Genomic DNA, 26,198 nt, shown 5'->3' with positions numbered 1-26,198 from the left:
TGTTCGAATAACGTTTGCCATTCTTGGTTGGTTCGTCGTTTGACCATTTCAAGTCTCCTTTGAGTTGGAGACTTGATCTTATTATTCGAGACGGATGATTAGAACGCGGGGTTCATGATGCGCTTACTATCCATTCCCTGATCACATATTGTTGATCCTTTTTGTGTTCTCCCCGAACCTGTTCCAATCGACACAAACTTTAGAGACAATGTCGTTATCATCTTTAATATTCTGCTTGTCTTTCGGTTCTTAGCTTCTCTTTCAGCCCTTTTAATTTCTCCTCAAGAAAGGTTTGAACCCATTTATTAACACTGGCTCTGCTTACTTTGAGAAACTTGGCGATTTAGGTACGAGACTTGTCCTTCTTGAAATGAGCAAGGGCGAGTAATCTCTTTTCATCTGGATGGATTTTTGCTGGCTTACAAGTTTTTAAAATCAATATCGTTGACGCTATCCATTGTAAATGGATACTGGTGATGAATAGCCTCAATTAGATCATATTTTTACTTAGACTACTATTAGACCAACCCCCAAAGTGCTTTGATAAGCGGGTTGCATTTATTCGTGCTGATTCGATGAGTATATCTTTAGGTGGATAAAAGAAAGCCCCACGATTGCAGGGCTTTCTATCTTGTTTTTATAGGATTTGCTTAAGGATTTTGTCTGCTCTTACTCGCGTTATTTTACGAATGAGTTTTTGAACTTCAGATGGATAATTTTCTACCTTATCCAGCTGTTTGTAGGTACAAATAAGTTCGGTGTGCTGCAAGATGTTCTCGACTTCCTTATCAAACTTTTCAGTCAGATGATTGTAGTGATCTTGTATAAGAATGGCATTTTCCAAATCCAGTTTCCAAGCCCTCGGGTTCAGGTTATTGCCCGTTATCAACATATACCTTTTATCGACCCATATGCCTTTGAGGTGGTAGCTGTTCGAATCGTGCTTCCAAACTCTAATATTCAACACACGACTAGCAATATTGGCTTCGTTGACTTTTGCAAAACGCCTTAAGTTCATCTCATATAAGTAAGGCAGTCCGGCGATTGTTTTGAATTCTTCTTCCGGTGGTATATAGAAATCATTGGCGGTTTTATCACCAACAACAATGGTGACTTTTACACCGCGTTTTAAAGCCTTACTAATCTGTTTAGCTAGGCTTTTAGGAAAATTAAAATACGGAGTACAAATAAACACTTCATCTTGTGCAATAGCCACTAAATGATTGATGCTTTGATTAAGCCTATTTCGTCGCTTTCCTACCCCAACAAGGGGGGTAACAGCAACCTGTTCAGAACCGACATTCTGATGATCAAACTGATATTGACTCTGGGCCAAAGATGCTCGAAGTTGGCGAATCGCTGGTTTGATAGATTTTGTATTTGGCTTGTTATTACATGCTAAGTTATTGACCGCAGGGTGCTGTATCATCGATTGTTCGATGTATTCGGTCATACAATTGGCTAAGTATTCATTATGAAACACATGGTAGCGATCAAAACGATATTTATCGTTAAAATTGAGGTAGATGTTGTTTAGACTGGCTCCGCTGTATATCACGGTATCATCAATAACAAAGCCTTTTAGATGAAGAACTCCGAAGACTTCGCGACCTCGAACTGGGACACCATATACAGGAATAGGTTGTTCATATTGCTCCGCAAACTTCTTATACAGGGCTGCATTGCCTTCTGAGGCTTCCGCACCAATCAACCCTCTCTGAGCTCGATGCCAGTCGACGCAAATCTTGATGTCTAAATCGGGTTGTTTTTGCTTTGCCTCATATAGAACAGTTAACACTTCCCTACCAGCGTCATCATCTTCTAGATAAAGTGCAACAATGTAGATTCGATGAGTGGCTTGCTTAATCGCACTAAGCAGGTGTTCACGAAACGATTTTGCAGAATGCAGAACATGATAAGAGTCTGGATCTTGCGCAATGGTTGGAAGTGTCTTAATGAGATTCCTGGTTGCGATCATGTTAGAGGCTTTACCTTCTTTGTATGATTGATGGTTAATCGTTCATTTTACCAAAACTTGGACCAAGTTGACTAGATAACTCAAACATAAGCGGAATAATCTTTTACAAAGTATTTCATCGCGTTGAGTTTCTTCCCACTATGGCGATATCGAGCAAATAAGTTCTTTAATCCGTTGGGCAGCTCTTTCTCTTGAACACATCTAAATCCATGCGCTTGATAAAAATCATGCAAATGTTCATAAGCAAAGCAAAAGTCACCTTCTTGCAATACAAAATCTTCACAGAAAACCAATAACTTGTGACCTAAACCTTGATTTTGGTGCTCGTGTGCAACCAGCATTCCAGTTAATAGCCGACTATTCTCAATCGTCCGGAATCGTACAACAGACATCAATGTTCCATTAAGGTATCCCCCCAAAATTAGCTCATCTGATTTTGGTTTTGCAGACGGGTAATACCGTTTGTAAAAGCGCTTAATTAGAGGCAATAGGATTGGTTCGAGTATTTTGACTTCAAGCTCACTCATTCGTCACTGCGCTCTCTAACTAGTTGAGGTAATATGATCGTTAGAGAAATTCTAACTCCAAAAATTATGCAGATATACAAAAACAATAGTTTGAAGCCATTTCATACCTTCGGTCTTGATGTTCAATGTCGTCATATGGTTGTCATTGAGTCAATAGACGATCTAAAGGAGGCCTATGCCAACCCCGAGTGGGTGGAGTTACCGAAGCTGATACTAGGTAAAGGAAGCAATGTGCTATTTACACAGGATTTCCTCGGTGTAGTGTTGCTTAATAGGTTAAGAGGAAAATCCGTCATTGAGTCAGATACCCATTTCCATCTGCATGCTCAAGGAGGAGAAGATTGGCCTGAGTTTGTTGAGTGGACGCTTGAACATGGCTATTTTGGATTAGAAAATCTTGCCCTTATTCCGGGCTGTATAGGTTCGGCTCCTATTCAAAATATTGGTGCGTATGGTGTTGAACTTAAAGATATATGCGAATACGTTGATATCTATTGTATTGAAAGTCGGAAGATCAGGCGATTGACTAATCATGAGTGCCAATTTGGATACCGAGATTCTATTTTCAAACATGAGTTAAAAGATAAAGCCATTGTGGTTTCTGTTGGCTTAAAAGTCGCCAAAAACTGGACGCCAAAAGCTCAATATGGCGCACTGGCTGAATTGGCAAAAGAAGATCAAACCGCACTTAACATCTATAAGCGAGTATGCGACATTCGTCGATCTAAACTTCCTGACCCTTGTAAACAAGGAAATGCTGGTAGCTTTTTCAAAAACCCAGTGATTTCACAAGATCGGTTCGATTCTCTAGAGAGTATCTATCCAGATATCGTTGGCTACCCAGCAAAGGAAGGCGTCAAGTTAGCTGCCGGATGGCTGATTGATCATGCAAACTTAAAGGGCGAGAAAATCGGGGGGGCGATGGTTCATCCAAAACAGGCGTTAGTGTTAGTCAATGCTGAAAAAGCAACATCAAACGACGTTATCAGTCTTGCAGCCTATGTAAGGCAGGCTGTACTTGACAAGTACCAGGTTGAGCTGGAGCACGAAGTACGTTTTATTGGACGTTTCGGTGAAACGTATCTTGCGGAATGTCTAAAGGAAAAGTAATGAAAGTCGACTCCGTAAAATATGGCATTGTTAAACAACTCGCAGATGGAGAGTTCCATTCTGGTGAAGCTCTCGGTGAGCGATTTGGAATTTCTAGAGCGGCAATAAGCAAACATATTAAAAGTATACAAGCGCTAGGGCTTGATGTGTTTAGTGTTCAAAGAAAAGGTTATCGTTTACCTAGACCGCTTTCTTTGCTCGATGAAGATAAATTGGCTAACAAATCAGAAAGGATGCTAAAAGTATTTCCTGTCATCAATTCAACGAATCAATTCTTGCTGGATTGTGCCGGAGAGCTGAATCGTGGTGACGTGTGTTTGGCGGAATATCAAAGCCAGGGGCGAGGGCGGCGAGGAAGACAATGGGTATCCCCTTTTGGTAGTAACTTATATTTGTCGATGTATTGGCGATTAGAGGCGGGGATAGCAGCAGCAATGGGGCTCAGCTTGGTTGTTGGTGTAGCAGCCGTCGAGGCTTTGGAATCTCTTGGTGTTCAAGGCATAAAGCTCAAATGGCCTAATGATCTGTACTATGAAGACAAAAAACTAGCAGGTATTCTTGTTGAAATGTCGGGACAAGCTGGTGCGGCTGCACATCTAGTGATTGGGATGGGGCTCAATATTGCCATGCCAGAGAAAACAGAGAATATAACTCAGCCTTGGACTTCATTGGAGCAGATAATACCTGGTGAGAACATTGACCGAAATGCATTAGCGTTAGCTATGATTAATGCTTGGGAGCGCTCTCTTGAAAGTTATGAACTCCATGGTATGGAAGGCTTCGTTGAACGATGGAATCGCTTAGATAACTTTCTTGGTCGATCTATCAAATTGATACTGGGTCCAAAAGAGTTGCTTGGCATAGCGAGAGGCATCGATGCCCAAGGTGGTATTCTTATTGAAACAGATAAAGGTATTGAGACCTTTATCGGAGGAGAAATTTCCTTGAGAGGCATTGAGTAGCCAAGCTACTTCCGCAACAGAACTTTCTCGACCATATGGTTTTGCCCTTTTTGCAAAATCAACTGTGCGCGCTCACGAGTCGGTAAAATGTTCTGCTGTAAGTTTTTTCCATTTATGGTTTGCCAGATACTTTTCGCTTTTTCGAGTGCTTCGCTTTGGGTTAGTTTGGTGTAATGACCAAAATAAGATCCAGGCTGCGTAAACGCCCCTTGTCGAAATTTCATAAATCGTTCGACATACCATGTTTGAATCATTTCTGGTTGCGCATCCACAAATAGGGAAAAGTCTAAAAAGTCCGAAATAAACACTCTGTGTGGGTCGTGTGGGTAATCCATCCCACTTTGAAGCACATTCAGACCTTCTATAATTAACACATCAGGTAAATCAACGACTTTTTCATTTGATGTGATGTCGTAGGTAAGATGTGAATAGATGGGAGCCTTCACATTCCGCTTGCATGCCTTGACATCGGAGACAAACTGCACCAGTTTTTTTATGTCGTAGGATTCTGGAAACCCCTTCTTTTGCATCAGCCCGTTTTCGTTTAATACTTTGTTTGGGTATAGAAATCCATCGGTAGTAATGAGTTCCACTTTAGGATGAGTTTCCCACCGAGATAGCAATGCTTTTAGCAATCGTGCTGTAGTACTTTTTCCTACTGCGACACTGCCAGCAATGCCAATAACAAAGGGAGGCGCGTGCTCTTTTTGATTTAAGAAGCGATGCAACACAGAATTTCGACTTTGCCTTGCTTCTACATACAAGTTTAACAATCGAGATAAAGGAAGGTAGATATCGACAGCTTCTTTCATCGTAAGACTTTCATTGATACCTTGGAGCTCTTTCAGATCCTCTTCTGACAACATCATAGGCACAGAGTCACGTAACTCAGACCATTGTTGGCGGTTAAAAGACATGTAAGGGCTCATAAAGTACTCAGATATCCATATCAATCAGGGAGAGTGACAATACACTATGCCACGCCACTTGCAAACGATTTGGACGCCAATTGTTGAGTATGAATCATGAAATCCTGATGGATTTGTGCGCAATTAACCCCAAGTTAAAGGAAATTTGTATTTTTTTTCAATTTTCTATTGCAAGCTACAAAATCATTCAATAGAATTCGCCCCACTCGTGTGCCGACTTAGCTCAGTAGGTAGAGCAACTGACTTGTAATCAGTAGGTCACCAGTTCGATTCCGGTAGTCGGCACCACTTTCTCCCTTCTGCAAAGCAGAGAGTGAGAGAAAGTTTTAAAAATTTGGAGGGGTTCCCGAGTGGCCAAAGGGAGCAGACTGTAAATCTGCCGGCACTGCCTTCGATGGTTCGAATCCGTCCCCCTCCACCATATTCCTAAAGGAAATAGCTCACAGAGTTACGTGTTGCGGGCATCGTATAATGGCTATTACCTCAGCCTTCCAAGCTGATGATGCGGGTTCGATTCCCGCTGCCCGCTCCAACTCATTTAAAGTGCTGATATAGCTCAGTCGGTAGAGCGCACCCTTGGTAAGGGTGAGGTCGGCGGTTCAAATCCGCCTATCAGCACCAGCTCTTAGTGGCCTTCCTTTTGGTAATACAATCACCATTATTTTGGTTGCGTGGTCTCAAAGCCACCTAAATCCGTACCTTGAGGGACACCCCATGTCTAAAGAAAAATTTGAACGTACGAAACCGCACGTAAACGTTGGTACTATCGGCCACGTTGACCACGGTAAAACAACTCTAACTGCTGCAATCTGTACTACTCTAGCTAAAGTGTACGGCGGTGAAGCGAAAGACTTCGCATCAATCGATAACGCTCCAGAAGAGCGTGAGCGCGGTATCACAATCGCAACGTCTCACGTTGAGTACGACACTCCGTCACGTCACTACGCACACGTAGACTGCCCAGGACACGCTGACTATGTTAAAAACATGATCACAGGTGCTGCGCAAATGGACGGTGGTATCCTAGTTGTTGCGGCGACTGATGGTCCAATGCCACAAACTCGTGAGCACATCCTACTAGGTCGTCAGGTTGGTATCCCTTACATCATCGTATTCATGAACAAGTGTGACATGGTTGACGATGAAGAGCTTCTAGAGCTAGTAGAAATGGAAGTACGTGAGCTTCTATCAGAATACGACTTCCCAGGTGATGACCTACCAGTAATCCAAGGTTCAGCTCTTGGCGCTCTAAACGGCGAAAAAGAGTGGGAAGACAAGATCATTGAGCTTGCAGAAGCACTAGATTCTTACATTCCAGAGCCAGAGCGTGCTGTAGACCAGCCGTTCCTACTACCAATCGAAGACGTATTCTCTATCCAGGGTCGTGGTACGGTTGTAACAGGTCGTATCGAGCGCGGTATCCTAAATGTGGGTAACGAAGTCGAAATCATTGGTATCAAAGACACAATTACGACGACATGTACGGGTGTTGAAATGTTCCGTAAGCTGCTTGATGAAGGTCGTGCAGGAGAGAACGTTGGTGCACTTCTACGTGGTACTAAGCGTGAAGAAGTAGAGCGTGGTCAAGTACTAGCGGCTCCAGGTTCAATCAACCCACACACTAAGTTCGAGTCAGAAGTTTACGTCCTGTCTAAAGACGAAGGTGGTCGCCACACTCCATTCTTCAAAGGTTACCGTCCACAGTTTTACTTCCGTACAACGGACGTAACGGGTGATATCACACTTCCAGAAGGTGTTGAAATGGTAATGCCAGGTGACAACGTACAAATGACAGTCACTTTGATTGCTCCAATTGCAATGGACGAAGGTCTACGTTTCGCTATCCGTGAAGGTGGTCGTACTGTAGGTGCTGGTGTTGTTGCGAAAATCTTTGAATAAGATTTGACGAACAGCTAGTAAAAAGGGCATCATTTGATGCCCTTTTTCTGCGCTAAACAAAGAGATGAATGACATGGTTTGTCATTTTCTACTCAAAGCAAAGAATTTTGTGAAAAAGATCTCATTTTTTTCATGGTATGCGTTGGGTTCCAATGCGATGGAATGTGCCCTGCAACAGCGGGGTTGTTGTCGTCTATATTTAAGACTTGTCACAGGTTGGTTTTATGAAAGCAAATGCTGAAACTCCTGATAGCTCAAATGCAGCAGATACATTAAAGTGGATTGTCGCTGTTATTCTGCTTGCCGCTGCTGTTGTTGGAAACGCTCTTCTGGGTGGTGGTGAAGAGTTCACATTGTATGAGCTAAACGTAGTATTTCGTGCAGCAGGTGCAGTAGCACTCGTCGGTGCTGCATTGGCTGTTATCGCTACAACGGGTAAAGGTAAAGCAGCAATCAATTTTGCAAACGAAGCAAAAGTTGAAGTTCGTAAGGTAGTTTGGCCAACTCGCCAAGAAACCATGCAAACAACATTGATTGTATTAGCAGTTAGTATAGTTATGGCTTTAGCGCTTTGGGGAATCGACGGTATTATGGTCCGTTTGGTTGCTCTAGCGACTGGAGTTTGAGGGTTTTAATACATGAGTGAAGCTCCTAAAAAACGCTGGTATGTGGTTCAAGCCTTCTCTGGATATGAAGGTCGTGTTGCACAATCTCTTCGCGAGCATATTAAGATGCACGACATGGAAGAACTTTTTGGTGAAGTTCTTGTACCAACAGAAGAAGTTGTGGAAATGCGTGCAGGTCAACGCCGTAAGAGTGAGCGTAAGTTCTTCCCAGGTTATGTCCTAGTTCAGATGATCATGAATGATGAATCATGGCACTTAGTGCGCAGTGTGCCGCGTGTCATGGGCTTCATTGGTGGTACCTCTGATCGTCCTGCTCCAATTTCTGATAAAGAAGCGGATGCAATTCTTAATCGTCTTGAGAAAGCGAGCGAGGCTCCTCGTCCTAAGACGATGTTTGAGGCGGGTGAAGTGGTTCGTGTTAACGAAGGACCATTTGCTGACTTTAACGGAACAGTTGAAGAAGTGGACTACGAGAAAAGCCGAATTAAAGTGTCGGTATCTATCTTTGGTCGTGCAACACCAGTTGAACTCGAGTTTGGTCAAGTGGATAAAATTGACTAAAAAAACACCTCTTTTAGGGTTGTTAAAGGCGCGAATTATGATTATAATTTCGCGCCTTTTTACTTCAAGGAAGTAGAAAGGTTTGTATCTAACGGGGAGCTTACCAATAGGTTGGCGTCTGAACCCAAAATTTAGGAAATATCATGGCTAAGAAAGTTGAAGCTTATATCAAGCTGCAAGTTGCAGCGGGTATGGCAAACCCAAGTCCACCAGTTGGTCCTGCACTAGGTCAGCATGGTGTGAACATCATGGAATTCTGTAAAGCGTTCAATGCAAAAACAGAATCTGTAGAAAAAGGTCTACCGATCCCAGTTGTTATTGCAGTATACAACGACCGTTCATTCACGTTTGAAACAAAGACTCCGCCAGCAGCTGTTCTTCTTAAAAAGGCAGCAGGTATTAAGTCTGGTTCTAGTCGTCCAAACACTGAAAAAGTGGGTACAGTTACTGACGCTCAACTTCAAGAGATCGCGGAAACCAAAGCTGCAGACATGACTGGTGCTGACATCGAAGCGATGAAGCGTTCTATCGCAGGTACTGCTCGTTCAATAGGCCTAGTGGTAGAGGGTTAATATTATGGCAAAACTTACTAAGCGTATGCGCGTAATCCGCGAAAAAGTTGACGTAACTAAAGAATACGAAATCAATGAAGCTGTTGCTCTTCTTCAAGAACTAGCAACTGCGAAGTTTGTTGAATCTGTAGATGTTGCTGTTAACCTAGGCATCGATGCTCGTAAATCTGACCAGAACGTACGTGGCGCAACTGTACTGCCTCACGGCACAGGTCGTGAAATCCGCGTTGCAGTATTTACTCAAGGTGCAAACGCTGAAGCCGCTAAAGAAGCTGGTGCAGATATCGTCGGTATGGAAGATCTTGCGGAGCAAGTGAAGAAAGGCGAAATGAACTTCGACGTAGTTGTTGCTTCCCCAGATGCAATGCGTGTTGTTGGTCAACTCGGTACTATCCTAGGTCCACGTGGTCTGATGCCAAACCCTAAAGTTGGTACTGTAACTCCTAACGTTGCGGAAGCAGTTAAAAATGCTAAAGCTGGTCAGGTTCGTTACCGTAACGACAAGAACGGTGTTATCCACACTACTATTGGTAAAGCTAACTTCTCAGTAGAGCAAATCAAAGAGAACCTAGAGTCTCTTCTTATTGCTCTTAAGAAAGCGAAACCATCTTCAGCGAAAGGTACTTTCCTGAAGAAAGTCAGCATCTCTACTACGATGGGTGCTGGTGTTTCAGTTGATCAGGCTAGCCTGAACACTCAAGCATAATAATAAATTTGATTAGGCGTGAAATTTATGTATAATTTCGCGCCTAATATTTGTGGTTGGGACTCAGTCTTTTCTTTCGAGAAGAAACTCAGTCTCCGTCCAAGACCGTAGGCGTTTGCATTAGCAAACTTAATCAAACCTACGTAGACGGTGTCCGAACCTAAAGAAAGCTGACTTTTTAATAGATAGCTTTTCTTCTGGAACTGCACCGTATTAACTCTCACCTTATTTCGAGGTGAGTGGTGTAACGACAACCAGGAGTAAATCCAAGATGGCTTTAAACCTTCAAGACAAAAAAGCAATTGTTGCTGAAGTCAACGAAGCTGCCAGTGGTGCACTTTCTGCAGTTGTAGCTGACTCTCGTGGTGTTAATGTTGGCGCAATGACTTCTCTACGTAAGCAAGCTCGTGAAGCGGGTGTTTACATGAAAGTCGTGCGTAACACGCTAGCACGTCGTGCGGTTCAGGGTACTGACTATGAGTGTCTTATAGACACGTTCACTGGTCCTACTCTAATCGCGTTCTCTAACGAGCACCCAGGTGCTGCTGCGCGTCTTTTTAAAGACTTCGCAAAAGAGAATTCTGACTTCGAGATCAAAGCTGCTGCATTTGAAGGCGCAGTAACTGACGCTGAAGTACTAGCAACACTACCAACTTACGACGAAGCAATTGCACGCCTAATGATGTGCATGAAAGAAGCTTCTGCTGGCAAGCTGGTACGTACTATCGCTGCTATCCGCGATCAAAAAGAAGAAGCAGCTTAAGGCTTGCTTTTTACTGGTTGCAAAATAAACTTATTGTTGACTTAAAAGAGAATTGTTATGTCTATTACTAACGAGCAAATCCTAGACGCAGTTGCAGAAATGTCTGTAATGCAAGTTGTTGAGCTTATCGAAGCTATGGAAGAAAAATTCGGCGTTACTGCTGCAGCTGCTGTTGTAGCTGGTGGTGCTGCTGGTGGTGAAGCTGCTGCTGAGCAAACTGAATTTGACGTAATCCTAACGGCTGCTGGCGGTAACAAAGTTGCTGTAATCAAAGCAGTACGTGGCGCTACAGGTCTAGGTCTTAAAGAAGCTAAAGGTCTAGTTGACAGCGCTCCAGCACCTCTGAAAGAAGGTATTGACAAAGCCGAAGCTGATGCTCTTAAAGCACAACTAGAAGAAGCTGGTGCTTCTGTTGAAATTAAGTAATTATTACTTAATTTCTTAGCCGACAGGCTAATGGCTGGTGGTTTATTGACCACCGGCCTTTTTGCGCTGTAGGGTATAGGCGAATTTTCCTGCTGTTTAAGCGCCTTTATCCATGCAAAAAAACGAGTGAGCAACCTTGCTAATTCGTTCTACAGTAAACAGTTGTTTAGTCACTGTCCCTTACCCCTCCTTAAGTAACTAGGAATGGGCGGACAGTTTGGGTCACTTATCAGCGAGCTGAGGAACCCCATGGTTTACTCTTATACCGAGAAAAAGCGCATCCGTAAGGACTTTGGTACTCGTCCTCAAGTTTTGGACATTCCATACCTGCTATCGATCCAGCTCGATTCGTTCGACAAATTTATCGAACAGGATCCTGAAGGACAATACGGTCTTGAAGCTGCTTTTCGTTCTGTATTTCCGATTCAGAGCTACAACGGCAATTCTGAGCTGCAATACGTTAGCTACCGTCTTGGTGAGCCAGTTTTTGATGTTAAAGAATGTCAAATTCGCGGCGTCACTTACTCAAAACCACTCCGCGTAAAACTGCGCTTAGTTGTTTTTGATAAAGATGCGCCAGCAGGTACTGTAAAAGACATTAAAGAACAAGAAGTCTACATGGGGGAAATTCCGCTCATGACAGACAATGGTACCTTCGTAATTAATGGTACCGAGAGGGTTATCGTATCCCAGCTGCACCGAAGCCCAGGCGTGTTCTTCGACAGCGATAAGGGTAAGACCCATTCATCAGGTAAAGTATTATACAACGCACGTGTTATTCCTTACCGTGGTTCATGGTTAGACTTTGAATTCGATCCTAAGGATAACTTGTACGTACGTATCGACCGTCGCCGTAAGTTACCTGCTTCAATTATCCTTCGTGCACTCAGTAAAACGACAGAAGAGATCCTAGATATCTTCTTCGAGACAGTGAACTTCGAAGTGAAAGATCAAACTCTACTTATGGAGTTGGTGCCAGATCGTCTACGTGGTGAAACGGCGTCATTTGATATCGAAGCGAATGGTAAGACTTACGTCGAGACTGGTCGTCGCGTGACTGCGCGTCACATCCGTCAGTTAGAAAAAGACGGTGTTGATTTCATCGAAGTGCCTATCGAATACATCGTAGGAAAAGTGTCTTCGAAAGATTACATCAACGAAGCTACTGGCGAAATTATTGTTGGCGCAAACCAAGAAATTAGCCTAGAGGCTTTAGCGAACTTATCCCAAGCGGGTCATAAGAAGCTTGAAGTGCTGTTTACGAACGACTTAGACCATGGTCCGTTTATGTCAGATACGCTGCGTATCGACAGCACGACTGATCGCATTTCTGCGCTGGTAGAAATTTACCGCATGATGCGCCCAGGTGAGCCACCAACAAAAGAAGCAGCAGAAGCGCTATTCGAAAGCTTATTCTTCGCTGAAGAACGTTACGACTTATCCACTGTTGGTCGTATGAAGTTCAACAGTTCTATTGAGCGTGAAGACGCTCTAGAGCAAGGCACACTTGATGAAGTTGATATCATCGAAGTGATGAAAAAGCTTATCTCGATTCGTAACGGTAAAGGTGAAGTGGATGATATCGACCACCTTGGCAACCGTCGTATTCGTAGCGTAGGTGAAATGGCAGAAAACCAATTCCGTGTTGGTTTAGTACGTGTTGAACGTGCAGTTAAAGAGCGTCTAAGTCTTGGTGACCTTGATGCAATCATGCCTCAAGACCTCATCAACGCGAAGCCAATTTCTGCAGCGGTTAAAGAATTCTTTGGTTCTTCACAGCTCTCACAGTTTATGGATCAGAACAACCCACTTTCAGAAGTGACGCATAAGCGTCGTATTTCTGCATTGGGTCCAGGTGGTTTAACTCGTGAACGTGCTGGTTTCGAAGTACGTGACGTACACGTAACGCACTATGGTCGTCTATGTCCTATCGAAACACCGGAAGGTCCAAACATCGGTCTAATCAACTCCCTATCTGCGTTTGCGCGCTGTAATGAGTATGGTTTCCTAGAAACACCATATCGTCGTGTAGTCGATGGCGTTGTGACTGATGAAGTTGATTACCTGTCTGCGATTCAAGAAGGTCAGTTCATCATCGCTCAGGCTAACTCTGGCTTATCAGAGGAAGGCAGATTCGTAGAAGAACTGGTTACGGCTCGTCAGAAAGGTGAATCTGGTCTGCACCCACGTGATCAAGTTGATTACATGGACGTTGCAACGAACCAGGTTGTATCTGTGGCAGCATCGCTTATCCCATTCCTAGAGCACGATGATGCGAACCGTGCATTGATGGGGGCGAACATGCAACGTCAGGCTGTTCCGACTCTACGAGCTGATAAGCCTCTTGTCGGTACGGGTATCGAGCGTAACGTTGCAGTTGACTCCGGTGTAACAGCGGTTGCTAAACGCGGCGGTGTTATCCAGTCTGTTGACGCATCACGTATCGTTGTAAAAGTCAATGAAGACGAGCTGGTTCCAGGTGAAGCAGGTATCGACATTTACAACCTGACTAAGTACACGCGTTCTAACCAGAACACATGTATTAACCAGCGTCCAACTGTACTCCCTGGTGAGCCAGTAGCACGTGGTGACGTTCTTGCGGATGGTCCTTCAACCGACCTTGGTGAGCTGGCACTTGGTCAGAACATGCGTATCGCGTTCATGCCTTGGAACGGTTACAACTTTGAGGATTCCATCCTTGTTTCTGAGCGTGTTGTTCAGGAAGACCGTTTCACGACTATCCACATCCAAGAGCTTTCTTGTGTGGCGCGTGACACTAAGCTGGGTTCTGAAGAGATCACAGCGGATATTCCAAACGTAGGTGAGTCTGCTCTGTCTAAACTGGACGAGTCAGGTATCGTTTACATTGGTGCCGAAGTGAAGGGTGGTGACATCCTAGTTGGTAAAGTCACGCCTAAAGGCGAAACTCAGCTGACGCCTGAAGAGAAGCTATTGCGCGCCATCTTCGGTGAAAAAGCATCCGATGTTAAAGATACGTCACTACGTGTACCAAATTCTGTTTCCGGTACCATCATCGACGTTCAAGTCTTTACACGCGATGGCGTAGAAAAAGACAAGCGTGCGCTTGAAATCGAACAAATGCAGCTTAAAGAAGCGAAGAAAGATTTGACTGAAGAATTCCAGATTTTGGAAGGCGGTCTTCTTGCTCGTGTTAAAGCGGTATTGATTTCTGGTGGTTACTCTGAAGCGAAGCTAGACACAATCGATCGTAAGAAGTGGTTAGAGCAGTCTCTTGATGATGAAGATCTTCAGGGGCAGCTAGAGCAGCTTGCTGAACAGTGGGACGAACTGAAAGCAGACTTCGATAAGAAGTTTGAAACTAAGCGTCGTAAAATCACTCAAGGTGATGACCTAGCGCCAGGTGTTCTAAAAATTGTTAAGGTTTACCTAGCTGTTAAACGCCGTATCCAGCCTGGTGATAAGATGGCCGGTCGTCACGGTAACAAGGGTGTAATCTCTAAGATCAACCCTGTTGAAGACATGCCTTACGATGAAAAAGGTGAGCCTGTAGACATCGTACTTAACCCACTGGGTGTACCATCACGTATGAACATCGGTCAGATCCTTGAAGTTCATATGGGTCTAGCTGCGAAAGGTATTGGTGACAAGATCAACCAGATGCTGAAAGAACAGCAAGAACTGCATAAGTTCCGTAACTTCTTACAAGAAGTCTACGATCTGGGTGATACGCGCCAGAAAGTGGATATTGCGGCATTGAGCGATGAAGAAGTGCGCACTTTGGTACAGAACCTTCGTAGTGGTCTACCAATTGCAACTCCAATCTTCGATGGTGCGCCAGAAGCATCGATCAAAGAGCTATTGAAGTTGGGTGACTTGCCTGAATCTGGTCAGTTGCGCCTGTTTGATGGTCGTACTGGTGATGCATTTGAGCGTCCTGTAACGGTTGGTTACATGTACATGCTGAAACTGAATCACTTGGTTGATGACAAAATGCACGCACGTTCAACAGGTTCTTACAGCCTAGTAACTCAGCAACCACTTGGTGGTAAAGCTCAGTTCGGTGGTCAGCGTTTCGGTGAGATGGAAGTATGGGCACTAGAAGCATATGGTGCGGCTTACACTCTACAGGAAATGCTAACGGTGAAATCAGATGATGTGAATGGTCGTACGAAGATGTATAAGAACATCGTAGACGGCAACCACAGCATGGAACCTGGCATGCCAGAATCGTTCAACGTATTGTTGAAAGAGATTCGCTCGCTAGGTATCAACATCGAGCTAGAAGACGAAGAGTAATCTCTTTCCCTCTTGATGAATCATTAAGAGGGAAGAAAAGCGATTATTTGGTAGAAGGTGCTCACTTTAGCGGGTGAGCTCCTTTTAACTCCTTACAGGAGCTGATTGTGAAAGACTTATTAAACTTTCTAAAAGCACAGCATAAGACCGAAGAATTTGATGCAATCAAAATCGGTCTATCTTCACCGGACATGATCCGTTCATGGTCTTTCGGTGAAGTGAAAAAACCTGAAACGATCAACTATCGTACGTTCAAGCCTGAACGCGATGGTCTGTTCTGTGCGCGTATTTTTGGTCCAGTTAAAGACTATGAATGTCTTTGTGGAAAGTACAAGCGCCTGAAGCACCGCGGTGTCATCTGTGAGAAGTGTGGCGTTGAAGTTACACAAACAAAAGTTCGCCGTGATCGTATGGGTCACATCGAATTGGCTTCTCCTGTTGCCCATATCTGGTTCCTAAAATCACTGCCGTCTCGTATCGGTTTGTTGATGGATATTCCACTGCGTGATATCGAACGCGTACTTTATTTTGAAATGTACGTCGTAACAGAACCAGGCATGACTGATCTAGAAAAAGGTCAGATGCTAACGGAAGAAGAATACCTAGACCGCTTGGAAGAGTGGGGCGATGAATTCACTGCTAAGATGGGTGCAGAAGCGATCAAAGATCTGCTGAGCACAATGGATCTTCAGCGTGAAGCTGAGCAAATGCGTGAAGAGTTAGAAACCACGAACTCTGAAACTAAGCGTAAGAAGGTCACTAAGCGTCTGAAAATCGTTGAAGCGTTCATTCAATCGGGGAACAACCCAGAATGGATGATCCTAACGGTTCTTCCTGTGCTTCCGCCAGACCTACGTCCACTGGTTCCACTGGATGGCGGTCGTTTTGCGACGTCTGATCTGAACGACCTTTACCGTCGTGTGATTAACCGTAATAACCGCTTGAAGCGTCTTCTAGAGCTAGCGGCTCCGGACATCATCGTACGTAACGAAAAACGTATGTTGCAAGAGTCTGTTGATGCCCTTCTAGATAATGGTCGTCGCGGTCGTGCGATCACAGGTTCGAACAAGCGTCCTCTGAAATCTCTTGCTGACATGATCAAGGGTAAACAAGGTCGTTTCCGTCAGAACCTTCTAGGTAAACGTGTAGACTACTCTGGTCGTTCTGTAATTACAGTGGGTCCATACCTACGTCTACATCAGTGTGGTCTTCCGAAGAAGATGGCACTAGAGCTATTCAAACCATTTATCTACAGCAAGCTAGAAACGCGTGGCATGGCGACGACAATCAAAGCCGCTAAGAAGATGGTAGAGCGTGAAGAAGCGATCGTTTGGGATATCCTAGACGAAGTTATCCGCGAACACCCAGTACTGCTTAACCGTGCGCCAACACTTCACCGTCTTGGTATCCAAGCGTTTGAACCGGTACTTATCGAAGGTAAAGCGATTCAGCTTCATCCTCTTGTGTGTGCAGCATATAACGCCGACTTCGATGGTGACCAGATGGCGGTACACGTACCTCTAACTCTGGAAGCGCAGCTTGAAGCTCGTACATTGATGATGTCGACGAATAACATTTTGTCGCCAGCGTCAGGTGATCCGATCATCGTACCTTCTCAGGACGTTGTATTGGGTCTGTACTACATGACTCGTGAGAAGATCAACGCAAAAGGTGAGGGTATGTACCTTGCTGGTCCTGAGGAAGCTGAAAAAGCCTACCGCACGGATTCTGTTGAGCTTCACACTCGTGTCAAAGTGCGTATTACTGAAACCGTTGTTGATGAAGACGGCAACAGTACAACAAATACCGCTCTTGTTGATACCACTATCGGTCGTGCAATGCTTTGGCAGATCGTACCATCAGGTCTTCCATATAGCCTTGTGAACCAAAAGCTGGGTAAGAAGCAAATTTCTACGCTTCTCAACGAGGCTTACCGTAAGCTTGGTCTGAAAGATACGGTTATCTTTGCTGACCAAATCATGTACACAGGTTTTGCTTACGCGGCACTTTCTGGTGTGTCTGTTGGTATCGACGATATGGTTGTACCTGACGCGAAGTACACTGAAATTTCTGACGCAGAAGAAGAAGTTCGCGAAATTCAGGAGCAATTCCAATCAGGTCTTGTTACGGCGGGTGAGCGATACAACAAAGTTATCGATATTTGGGCATCTACGAATGACCGCGTTGCGAAAGCGATGATGGATAACCTGTCTTCTGAAACGGTTATTAATCGTGACGGCGAAGAAGAACAGCAAGAATCGTTCAACAGCATCTACATGATGGCCGACTCCGGTGCTCGTGGTTCTGCTGCGCAGATTCGTCAGCTTGCTGGTATGCGTGGTCTGATGGCGCGTCCAGATGGCTCGATCATCGAGACGCCAATCACAGCGAACTTTAAAGAAGGCTTGAACGTACTTCAGTACTTTATCTCGACTCACGGTGCTCGTAAGGGTCTTGCGGATACCGCACTTAAGACAGCGAACTCCGGTTACTTGACGCGTCGTCTGGTAGACGTTGCTCAGGATGTCGTGGTTCACGAACACGATTGTGGCACTCACGAAGGTATCGAGATGATGCCTCATATCGAGGGTGGTGACGTTAAAGTGGCACTGACAGAGCTTGCGCTTGGTCGTGTTGTTGCGGAAGACATCGTGAAGCCAGGTACAGAAGATGTACTGATCCCACGTAATACTCTGATTGATGAGAAGTGGTGTCAGATTATCGACGAAAACTCTGTTGATAAGATGAAAGTACGTTCTGTTGTTACCTGTGACTCTGACTTTGGTTGTTGTGCACAGTGTTACGGTCGTGATCTAGCACGTGGTCACCTAGTGAACCAAGGTGAAGCAGTCGGTGTTATCGCTGCTCAGTCTATCGGTGAGCCGGGTACACAGCTGACGATGCGTACGTTCCACATCGGTGGTGCGGCGTCGACAGCTGCAGCTGAGAACAGCATCCAAGCGAAGAACAAAGGTTCTATCAGGCTTCACAATGCGAAGTTTGTAACCAACAAAGACGATAAGTTAGTGATTACTTCTCGTGCTTCTGAACTGACCATCATTGATGAGTTCGGTCGTACAAAAGAGAAGCACAAACTGCCTTACGGTTCTATCCTAAGCAAGAAAGACACCGACTCAGTAGAGGCAGGCGAAACGGTTGCTAACTGGGAAGCGCACACCATGCCAATCATCACTGAAGTGGCAGGTCGTATCCAGTTTGTGGATATGATTGATGGCGTGACGGTTTCTCGTCAAACTGACGATCTAACAGGACTTTCTTCAAGCGAAGTAACGGATGCAGCGGCTCGTCCATCTGCGGGTAAAGACATGCGTCCAGCGGTTAAGCTGATTGACGCTGCTGGTAACGATGTAATGATTCCTGGTACGGATATGCCAGCTCACTACTTCCTACCGGGTAAAGCAATTGTACAGCTAGAAGACGGTGCGGAAGTAGGTGTGGGTGACACAGTTGCACGTATTCCTCAGAAATCAAGTGGTAACCGCGATATCACGGGTGGTCTTCCACGAGTTGCTGACCTGTTTGAAGCACGTAAGCCAAAAGAGCCTGCCATCCTTGCTGAGCACACAGGTACTGTGAGCTTCGGTAAAGAGACTAAAGGTAAGCGTCGTCTAGTGATCACTCGTGAGGGTGGTGAAGCTTATGAAGAAATGATTCCTAAGCATCGTCAGTTGAACGTGTTTGAAGGTGAGAAGATCGAACGTGGTGATGTTATCGCGGATGGTCCAGAAGCACCGCATGATATTCTACGCCTACGTGGCATCCGCGCAGTAACCGAGTACATCGCGAACGAAGTTCAAGAAGTATACCGTCTGCAAGGGGTTAAGATTAACGATAAGCACATTGAGACTATCGTTCGTCAAATGTTACGTAAGTGTACAATTACTTACGCGGGTGATTCTGAGTTCCTACCTGGTGAGCAGGTTGAGTACTCTCAGGTCAAGATTGCTAACCGTCAGCTAGAAGCTGAAGGCAAAGAGCTGGTTCGCTTTGAGCGCGAGCTTCTTGGTATTACCAAAGCTTCTTTGGCAACAGAATCGTTCATTTCTGCGGCTTCGTTCCAAGAGACAACACGCGTACTAACAGAAGCAGCCGTTTCTGGTAAGCGTGACGATCTTCGTGGTCTGAAAGAGAACGTTATTGTTGGTCGTCTAATTCCTGCGGGTACTGGTTTTGCCTACCATCAGGATCGTCAAAAGAAACGTGAAGACCAAGGTCCTTCAGCGGAGCAAGCGACGGACAACCTAGCAGCGCTTCTCAATGCGGGTTTCTCTACTGAAGAGTAATCAATGCTAAGATAAGAAAAAGGCACCGAAAGGTGCCTTTTTTGTACCGAATATCTAGGAAAATGAATTTACTCAGTGAGATAAGAGTACAGCGAATCCAAAACCCAAATGAGACCTAAATGGTCAGAAAACGGTTAAGCGCCGGGAGGAACGGCTAAACTGTCCGCAATCAGCTGAATGAGTTGATCTTCAACTTCAAAGCGTGTTTCTAAAATTTCCCCAATCAACGACAATTCACTTTCTAATTCCTTTAACGGGTCGTCTTCAGTAACCGTTGCGTACTTGTCTGTGAAATTCAGTAAAGGATCGGTAGTGAGAACGATCTTGCCGTACGTATCGTTGATTTCATCAGTGGGTGAGTAGCCAGTCGATTTCCAGCGATCCATCACCATATCGTAGATTTTGAAGTGACCTTCAGAAATGTAGTCAACCAGATGTTGGCAGAAGTGTTGTAAAACGTCAGGAGAAGGCAGACCAGAAACAGCCGTTCCCTTTGCCGTTTGGGGAGTAGCAAGCTTACAATATTCCACCACCAGCGATTGACGTGTATCCAGCCAATGATCGATGACTTCGCTTGAGCCACCCCACTGTTCTTGTACTTGTTTGAATTTATTCAGCATGACCATGTCCTCATGATCTGATTACTAGTCAATCAGCAATCTAAGCCTCTGAAACCAGAGGAGTCAATTTAAAATGCAATCTCTTGCTCTATATAGAATTTATAGATCGGATCTTACTGAGCTACAAACTCTGGTAAGAATTAAGATTGCCAGTAAAATGGTCGAACTTCAAGCAAAGAGGAGTAGGCATGCTCAAAAATGAAGAATCAGTATATTGGTGTGTAGTAGAAGGGAGCGATGTCTGGTTTAAAGATGGGAAATTACCCTTTGGCTGTGCTAGCTCATTGAATTTACAGGCTGAGAATGCTCACCAAATTGGGAGTTATAAAGGAAAAAAACTGGTTTGGTTAAATCATCAAGATGTCGAGCAAACTCTTGATTTAGTCTCCCTACGTTCGCTACTTCATTTACCAGAAGCCCTCTTTTTGCTAATAAGCCGAGCGATTCAATTTGGTCACATGAGCCAAAGTTTGCGGTTTTGCCCTCAATGTGGTGGACGCAATCACCTAAATTGCAATCAGCTGGCGATGCAATGTTTTGATTGCAGGACTCTACATTACCCACGGATTTTTCCTTGTATCATCGTCGCTGTCCGAAAAAACAATCAGCTTTTACTTGCCAAACATAATCGCCATAAAGGCAGCATGTATACGGTGATAGCGGGGTTTGTTGAAGTGGGAGAAACGTTAGAACAGTGTGTAGCACGTGAGGTGGAAGAAGAAACAGGGATTAAGGTATCCAACATCAAATATTTTGGTAGCCAACCATGGGCATTTCCAAGCAGTTTAATGGTGGGTTTTACTGCTGAGTATGCTGGTGGAGAAATCAAAATCGACCGAACTGAGCTGGTGGATGCCCAGTGGTTTGACTTTAATCAACTTCCGGAGGTTGCGCCAGAAGGCACCATCGCGAAAGCACTAATCAATCAAGTGGTTGAAAAGGAATAAGTTTTTGTTGTGAGGCAAAAAAAACCTCCGGCTAGACCGGAGGGGTAAGTAAGATGTCGTTATGAGATGCTGAGTATTCATATACTCAGTTATTATAGTTTTCGCTAGCGATCAAGTTTGTAACATGCGTTCTCTAATGAATCAATTTCGCATTGATTTTTATCGCTAATAACATGATCCAGGTTGCAAAGCCCAGATTTCCATAATGGAGATAAGTGGTAGAATAGCAACTTTCCAACAGATTTAAGAAGCCGGAATGACCGAATTAAAAAACGATCGCTACCTGAGAGCTCTTCTAAAAGAGCCTGTCGATTACACGCCTGTCTGGATGATGCGTCAAGCAGGTCGTTATCTTCCTGAATATAAAGCCACTCGTGCTGAAGCAGGGGATTTCATGTCACTTTGCAAGAATGCCGAGCTGGCTTCAGAAGTGACGCTCCAGCCTTTGCGTCGTTTCCCGCTGGACGCGGCGATTTTGTTTTCTGACATACTGACTATTCCAGACGCGATGGGGCTCGGGCTTTATTTTGAAACGGGTGAAGGTCCTAAATTTAGCCGCCCAATCACATGCAAAGCCGATGTGGAAAAAATCGGTATTCCCGACCCAGAAGGTGAGCTTCAGTATGTCATGAATGCTGTGCGCCAAATTCGTAAGGATCTTCAAGGAGACGTCCCTCTCATTGGCTTTTCTGGCAGTCCTTGGACACTGGCCACGTATATGGTCGAAGGGGGAAGTTCGAAAGCTTTCACCAAAATCAAAAAAATGATGTACGCGGAACCACAAACACTTCACCTGCTGCTTGATAAGTTAGCCGAAAGTGTTACTGAGTATTTGAATGCTCAAATCAAAGCGGGCGCACAGTCTGTAATGGTGTTTGATACGTGGGGTGGAGTATTGACACCACGTGACTACAATGAGTTTTCATTGCAATACATGCACAAAATTGTGGATGGGCTGATTCGCGAGAATGATGGTCGACGTGTGCCTGTTACCTTGTTTACGAAGAACGGCGGTATGTGGTTAGAGTCTATCGCCGCAACGGGCTGTGATGCTGTCGGCTTAGATTGGACCATTGATATTGCCGATGCTAAGAAGCGTGTCGGCGATAAAGTAGCGCTACAGGGCAATATGGATCCTTCAATACTGTATGCTCAGCCAGATCGAATTCGCCAAGAAGTGGCGACCATTTTAGAAGGTTTTGGTGAGGGCAATACAGGTCACGTCTTTAACCTTGGTCATGGTATTCACCTTGATGTGCCGCCAGAAAATGCGGGCGTGTTTGTTGAAGCAGTGCATGAACTTTCTATGCCGTACCACAAGTAACTATTATTAAGTGTATCAAGCGCGCATTGCTTAGCAGGCGCGCTTTTTTTGTACAGGTCAAAAGGCATTTGGATCATAGTAGGCTAAATACTGATTTAGCTGTACAAATAGAAAAATGGCTATGAACTTCATAGTGTTATATTGAGAGTGCCACCTAAGGTAAGTGATATGTACAGCTTTAGGTCTATTAAGATCATGATGATCCCCAAGCTATAATACTTGAGAAACGATCCCGCGAATGTAAGGGACGGTCTTCGACTCAAACCAAGGATTCTTTTTCAGCCAAAGCGTGTTTCTTGGAGAGGGGTGAGGCAACGGGAGAAATTCTGGTGCCCAACGATGCCACTGCTCGACGGTTTGGGTCAGAGTCTTAGGGCAATCTTTCAGATAGTACTGCTGCGCATATTGACCAATCAGCAGCGTCATTTCAATGTGAGGAAGGTTATCCAAAACAGACGCATGCCAACGTGGGGCGCACTCTTTTCTTGGTGGAAGGTCGCCACTCTTTCCTTTTCCTGGGTAGCACAGACCCATCGGCATGATGGCAATCTTAGATGCGTCGTAGAACACATCCTTTTCTATATTCAACCACGCTCTTAACCTATCACCACTGGGATCATTCCAAGGGATGGAAGAGTGATGCACTTTTGTGCCAGGGGCCTGGCCAACAATTAACAAGCGCGCACTTTGTGAAGCTTGAATAATCGGATTGGCTCCAAGAGGAAGTTCAGGCTCACATAACTTACATTGTTTAATATCCCAGAGAAGTGCAGTGAGCTCACTCATCGGTCAATAACCTTTTTTGAAGTCGACCAAGTTTTGTAATTTAAACCCGTCATACCATCTCAAGTAGTTTTCTTTAAACTGGTCGAAAACCTGATGAGGAAAACTGACGGCAGCAATATGAGGCGTTACTGTTATCTTATCGTGCAACCAAAATGGGGACGACTTCGTCAAAGGCTCTTGCTCAAAGACATCGAGGAATGCATGAGCAATGTTGCCATTTTCAATGGCTGGAATTAAATCGTCCGCCACAAGCACATCTCCGCGTCCGACATTAAAGAGTAATGCGTTATCTGCATGCACGAGCCTAGCCGCATTCAGGTAGCCGCGTGTATCTTCTGTGGAAGGAAGCGTGCTGACGATGATATCGGCATCTTTTACCGCGGACTTGAATTCACCAACATGAAAAGTGTATTTAAAAGGAGAGGCTTTTGCTGGGATTCCGGTACGATTGACCCCCCCCGTTTTCATGCCTAAAGCATTACATACTTTAGCAAGATGGCACCCAATATCACCCGTTCCAAGTATCAATATCGATTTGTCGTCCAGAGATTGGTAAGGATGAGGTTGCCATTGCGATTTCAATTGTTGTTGTTGGTAAGTAAATAGGTGGCGGAAATAATTGATCGTGTGCCCGACGACATATTCTGAAATCTGTTGGCCAAAAATACCTTTTACATTAGTCAGATCGTAATCTTGTCTGAGACCGCTTGCCATCAACGCATCCACACCGGCGAAGGTAGATTGCAACCATTCCATTTTGGAAAATTGGTTTAAATCGTGAGCAACCAAAGGGGGATCAGCCAATACAATGTTAGCGAGACTTTTGTCTTGAGTAATGACGAGGTCATCTAGTTGTGCATTGTTGAGCATTGAAGTGTATTCAGCATGATCTTTCGATGCGATGTACAATTTGTTAGTAAAATTATTCATAGGCTTGCTTTTTTCCCTCTGGCGAATCAAGTACACTTCCGCTGTCTTTTCCTACAATCGTTGAGTCACCATGTTACAGAACCCACTCCAGATTCGCCTAGAAAAGTTTGAACCTTGGCAGCAAATTACGTTTATGGCGTCTCTTTGCGAGCGTATGTACCCCAATTATGCGGCTTTTTGCCAGAATACAGAGTTTGCAGAATCACGTGTCTACAAAGATATTTTAGACAGTGTTTGGGAGATGCTCACGGTTAAAAGTGCGAAAGTAAACTTTGAGCGTCAACTTGAAAAACTAGAAGAACTTATCCCATCTACTGATGAGTTTGATTTTTATGGTGTTTATCCAGCGGTTGATGCCTGTGTCGCGTTATCGACGCTTTTGCATGGTTTGTTGGACAGAGATACATTGTTTGAGTCCATGCTTAAAGTCAGCGAGCAGTCTGTTAACACCGTAGCCCATTTAGAAGAAGCACAGACGGGTGAAGAAATAACGAATGAAAACCAGAAAGAAAATGAAGCCGTTTGCGCAGAGTGGGATGTGCAGTGGGCAATATTCCGTCCTCTAAAAGAGTCGGAAGAGCGAGACATCGATCTGATAAAGGATTTACGGCAAGAACTGCGCGATGACCCTGTCAGCAATATTGGGATAGAACTCACTCGCGACTAAAAAATTAGGCTCCAATGGAGCCTTTTTCGTTACGGTTTCTTGTCGATCTTGTCGATCTTGTCGATCTTGTCGATCTTTGATGGTTCCGCTTCTTCGTCATCATCTCGGCTTTCAATAACGCCATGCTTTTCTTTCCACTTTTCCCAGCGTTGGTTGGCTAAGAACTGCATGTCGCTTGTTTTGTCCGCTTCATCGACAATTTTTTCACCGAGTAAGTACTCAAAGATGTCTTCTAGAGTCACGATACCTTGAATGGTGCCGTATTCATCCACAATCAAAGAGAGCTGCACGCGCTGCGCCATCATTTGGTCAAATGCTTTTGGTAGCCCTTTATTGTTTAAGATCACGTGAATAGGACGCATCACCGCCCCCAGCTGTTTCTCACCGCCACCGGATTGTTGCATCCTAAATAACTCCAATCGATGGACAAAACCTAGGATATTATCGGTGTGTTGGCTGTAAACTAATGGGCGAGAAAAAGGCGTATCTTTATGATCTTTTAGGAACTCACCGATGGTCATCTCAGCATTGACGCGGAAAACAACCGGACGCGGAGTCATTACTTGAGTAACAGGCACATCCTGAATGTTCAGTAAATTATGCAGTATCCGAGATTCGCCTTCTGCAAATTCCCCTGATTCTTTTGCCAAGACGGCCATAGCTGACAGTTCGTCACGCATTTTAGGCGCTTGATGCCCATGGGCAAGACGCTTGGTGATTTGTTCTGAAAACCAAACAAAGGGGGTCAACGCCCACACCATCCAGCGCAATGTTGTTGCCACGGTTGGCGCAAGCTGTCGCCAATAAGTGGCGCCGATGGTTTTAGGAACGATTTCAGAGAAGACAAGAATACCGAATGTGAGCACCGCAGAAAATGCCCCTAGCCACTGACTACCAAATACAACAGCGGCTTGTGCCCCTGCTGTTGCAGCGCCTATCGTGTGAGCAATGGTATTGAGCGTCAAGATGGAGGCGAGCGGTCTATCTATGTCTTCTTTTAGTTCAAATAATTTTTGGGCAGACGGATGACCTTGCTGGCGAAGTTGGGCGATATAGCTGGGGGTGATACTCAATAACACCGCTTCCAAAACGGAGCAGATAAATGACACTCCAATCGCAATAGAGACATATAAAGCGAGCAGTAACATAGTTTCCTACAATCAATTGTTAGTATCGATATCAATAGAATCCCAATGGAAACGAACTATCGACTAGGCTATAAATCGGTTCTGAACAGAAGAAAAACAAGCTCAGGAGTGAGAAAACTCGTAACAAATTGTGAG

21 protein-coding genes and 4 tRNA genes are annotated in these 26,198 nt (G+C 44.7%); 18 read left to right on the top strand and 7 right to left on the bottom strand.

The window, feature by feature from the left end; genetic code table 11:
• Positions 1–637 precede the first annotated feature (637 nt).
• The gene (pssA, locus tag HC752_RS11050; RefSeq protein WP_190335170.1) at positions 638–1,978 is read right to left on the bottom strand and encodes a CDP-diacylglycerol--serine O-phosphatidyltransferase; all 1,341 of its coding nucleotides are present in this window, start codon (positions 1,976–1,978) and stop codon (positions 638–640) included.
• Positions 1,979–2,058: 80 nt separating this feature from the next.
• Entirely contained in the window at positions 2,059–2,505 is a 447-nt protein-coding gene (locus HC752_RS11045; RefSeq protein WP_190335169.1) for a GNAT family N-acetyltransferase, read from the bottom strand.
• 66 nt (positions 2,506–2,571) lie between these two features.
• On the opposite strand from HC752_RS11045, the gene murB reads away from it, so the two are divergent.
• Together murB and birA are read left to right on the top strand one after the other, a co-directional pair.
• Positions 2,572–3,615 (top strand): UDP-N-acetylmuramate dehydrogenase, encoded by a 1,044-nt coding sequence (gene murB, locus HC752_RS11040; RefSeq protein ID WP_190335185.1) that lies wholly within the window; start codon positions 2,572–2,574, stop codon positions 3,613–3,615.
• Positions 3,615–4,577 (top strand): bifunctional biotin--[acetyl-CoA-carboxylase] ligase/biotin operon repressor BirA, encoded by a 963-nt coding sequence (birA, locus tag HC752_RS11035; protein ID WP_190335168.1) that lies wholly within the window; start codon positions 3,615–3,617, stop codon positions 4,575–4,577. The genes murB and birA overlap by 1 nt, the downstream gene beginning before the upstream one ends.
• A 5-nt stretch (positions 4,578–4,582) precedes the next feature.
• Here the strand turns inward: birA and coaA are convergent, their stop codons facing one another.
• Positions 4,583–5,506, bottom strand: a complete 924-nt coding sequence (coaA, locus tag HC752_RS11030) for a type I pantothenate kinase (protein WP_190335167.1) — start codon at positions 5,504–5,506, stop codon at positions 4,583–4,585.
• 212 nt (positions 5,507–5,718) lie between these two features.
• Here coaA and HC752_RS11025 point away from each other — a divergent pair.
• The 13 genes from HC752_RS11025 (at position 5,719) to rpoC (ending at position 19,641) form a co-directional block, all read left to right on the top strand.
• A tRNA-Thr gene (locus HC752_RS11025) sits at positions 5,719–5,794 on the top strand.
• A gap of 48 nt (positions 5,795–5,842) precedes the next feature.
• Positions 5,843–5,927 (top strand) — tRNA-Tyr (locus tag HC752_RS11020).
• 36 nt (positions 5,928–5,963) lie between these two features.
• Positions 5,964–6,038, top strand: a tRNA-Gly gene (locus tag HC752_RS11015).
• A 13-nt stretch (positions 6,039–6,051) separates the two neighbouring features.
• A tRNA-Thr gene (locus HC752_RS11010) sits at positions 6,052–6,127 on the top strand.
• Positions 6,128–6,220: 93 nt separating this feature from the next.
• A complete protein-coding gene (gene tuf / locus HC752_RS11005; protein WP_190335057.1) occupies positions 6,221–7,405 on the top strand; it encodes an elongation factor Tu in 1,185 nt (394 codons plus the stop codon).
• Positions 7,406–7,629: 224 nt separating this feature from the next.
• Positions 7,630–8,031, top strand: a complete 402-nt coding sequence (secE, locus tag HC752_RS11000; protein WP_190335166.1) for a preprotein translocase subunit SecE — start codon at positions 7,630–7,632, stop codon at positions 8,029–8,031.
• A 12-nt stretch (positions 8,032–8,043) separates the two neighbouring features.
• Positions 8,044–8,592, top strand: coding sequence for a transcription termination/antitermination protein NusG (nusG, locus tag HC752_RS10995; protein ID WP_190335165.1), 549 nt, complete (start codon positions 8,044–8,046; stop codon positions 8,590–8,592).
• A 143-nt stretch (positions 8,593–8,735) separates the two neighbouring features.
• Positions 8,736–9,164 carry a 50S ribosomal protein L11 gene (gene rplK, locus HC752_RS10990; RefSeq protein ID WP_190335164.1) on the top strand — a complete coding sequence of 143 codons (429 nt, stop codon included), beginning with the start codon at positions 8,736–8,738 and terminating at the stop codon, positions 9,162–9,164.
• Positions 9,165–9,168: 4 nt separating this feature from the next.
• Positions 9,169–9,870, top strand: a complete 702-nt coding sequence (gene rplA, locus HC752_RS10985) for a 50S ribosomal protein L1 (RefSeq protein WP_190335163.1) — start codon at positions 9,169–9,171, stop codon at positions 9,868–9,870.
• A gap of 271 nt (positions 9,871–10,141) precedes the next feature.
• Positions 10,142–10,633 carry a 50S ribosomal protein L10 gene (gene rplJ / locus HC752_RS10980; protein WP_190335162.1) on the top strand — a complete coding sequence of 164 codons (492 nt, stop codon included), beginning with the start codon at positions 10,142–10,144 and terminating at the stop codon, positions 10,631–10,633.
• 57 nt (positions 10,634–10,690) lie between these two features.
• Complete coding sequence (gene rplL / locus HC752_RS10975; RefSeq protein ID WP_190335161.1) at positions 10,691–11,059, top strand: 50S ribosomal protein L7/L12; 369 nt, start codon at positions 10,691–10,693, stop codon at positions 11,057–11,059.
• A gap of 249 nt (positions 11,060–11,308) precedes the next feature.
• On the top strand, positions 11,309–15,337 hold the full coding sequence (gene rpoB / locus HC752_RS10970) for a DNA-directed RNA polymerase subunit beta (RefSeq protein ID WP_190335184.1): 4,029 nt from the start codon (positions 11,309–11,311) through the stop codon (positions 15,335–15,337).
• Between the two features lie 107 nt (positions 15,338–15,444).
• Entirely contained in the window at positions 15,445–19,641 is a 4,197-nt protein-coding gene (gene rpoC / locus HC752_RS10965) for a DNA-directed RNA polymerase subunit beta' (RefSeq protein ID WP_190335160.1), read from the top strand.
• 134 nt (positions 19,642–19,775) lie between these two features.
• Here rpoC and rsd read toward each other — a convergent pair whose 3' ends face one another.
• Complete coding sequence (rsd, locus tag HC752_RS10960) at positions 19,776–20,267, bottom strand: sigma D regulator (protein ID WP_190335159.1); 492 nt, start codon at positions 20,265–20,267, stop codon at positions 19,776–19,778.
• A gap of 182 nt (positions 20,268–20,449) precedes the next feature.
• Between rsd and nudC the strand changes: the two genes are divergently transcribed.
• Positions 20,450–21,208: an NAD(+) diphosphatase gene (gene nudC, locus HC752_RS10955; protein ID WP_190335158.1), complete on the top strand. Its 759-nt coding sequence runs from the start codon at positions 20,450–20,452 to the stop codon at positions 21,206–21,208.
• Between the two features lie 256 nt (positions 21,209–21,464).
• Positions 21,465–22,532, top strand: a complete 1,068-nt coding sequence (gene hemE, locus HC752_RS10950; protein ID WP_190335157.1) for a uroporphyrinogen decarboxylase — start codon at positions 21,465–21,467, stop codon at positions 22,530–22,532.
• 210 nt (positions 22,533–22,742) lie between these two features.
• On the opposite strand, the gene HC752_RS10945 is transcribed toward hemE, so the two are convergent.
• Both HC752_RS10945 and HC752_RS10940 read right to left on the bottom strand, forming a co-directional pair.
• Positions 22,743–23,318, bottom strand: a complete 576-nt coding sequence (locus HC752_RS10945) for a uracil-DNA glycosylase family protein (protein ID WP_190335156.1) — start codon at positions 23,316–23,318, stop codon at positions 22,743–22,745.
• Between the two features lie 3 nt (positions 23,319–23,321).
• Positions 23,322–24,248, bottom strand: coding sequence for a D-2-hydroxyacid dehydrogenase (locus HC752_RS10940; RefSeq protein WP_190335155.1), 927 nt, complete (start codon positions 24,246–24,248; stop codon positions 23,322–23,324).
• Between the two features lie 70 nt (positions 24,249–24,318).
• Between HC752_RS10940 and HC752_RS10935 the strand changes: the two genes are divergently transcribed.
• Positions 24,319–24,915 (top strand): YjaG family protein, encoded by a 597-nt coding sequence (locus HC752_RS10935; RefSeq protein ID WP_190335154.1) that lies wholly within the window; start codon positions 24,319–24,321, stop codon positions 24,913–24,915.
• Between the two features lie 29 nt (positions 24,916–24,944).
• On the opposite strand, the gene HC752_RS10930 is transcribed toward HC752_RS10935, so the two are convergent.
• Positions 24,945–26,063 (bottom strand): CNNM domain-containing protein, encoded by a 1,119-nt coding sequence (locus HC752_RS10930; protein WP_190335153.1) that lies wholly within the window; start codon positions 26,061–26,063, stop codon positions 24,945–24,947.
• Between the last annotated feature and the right edge of the window lie 135 nt (positions 26,064–26,198).

This window comes from Vibrio sp. S9_S30 (assembly GCF_014694455.1).
GTDB lineage: Bacteria > Pseudomonadota > Gammaproteobacteria > Enterobacterales > Vibrionaceae > Vibrio.
This window is presented reverse-complemented; position numbering and strand designations above follow the sequence as displayed.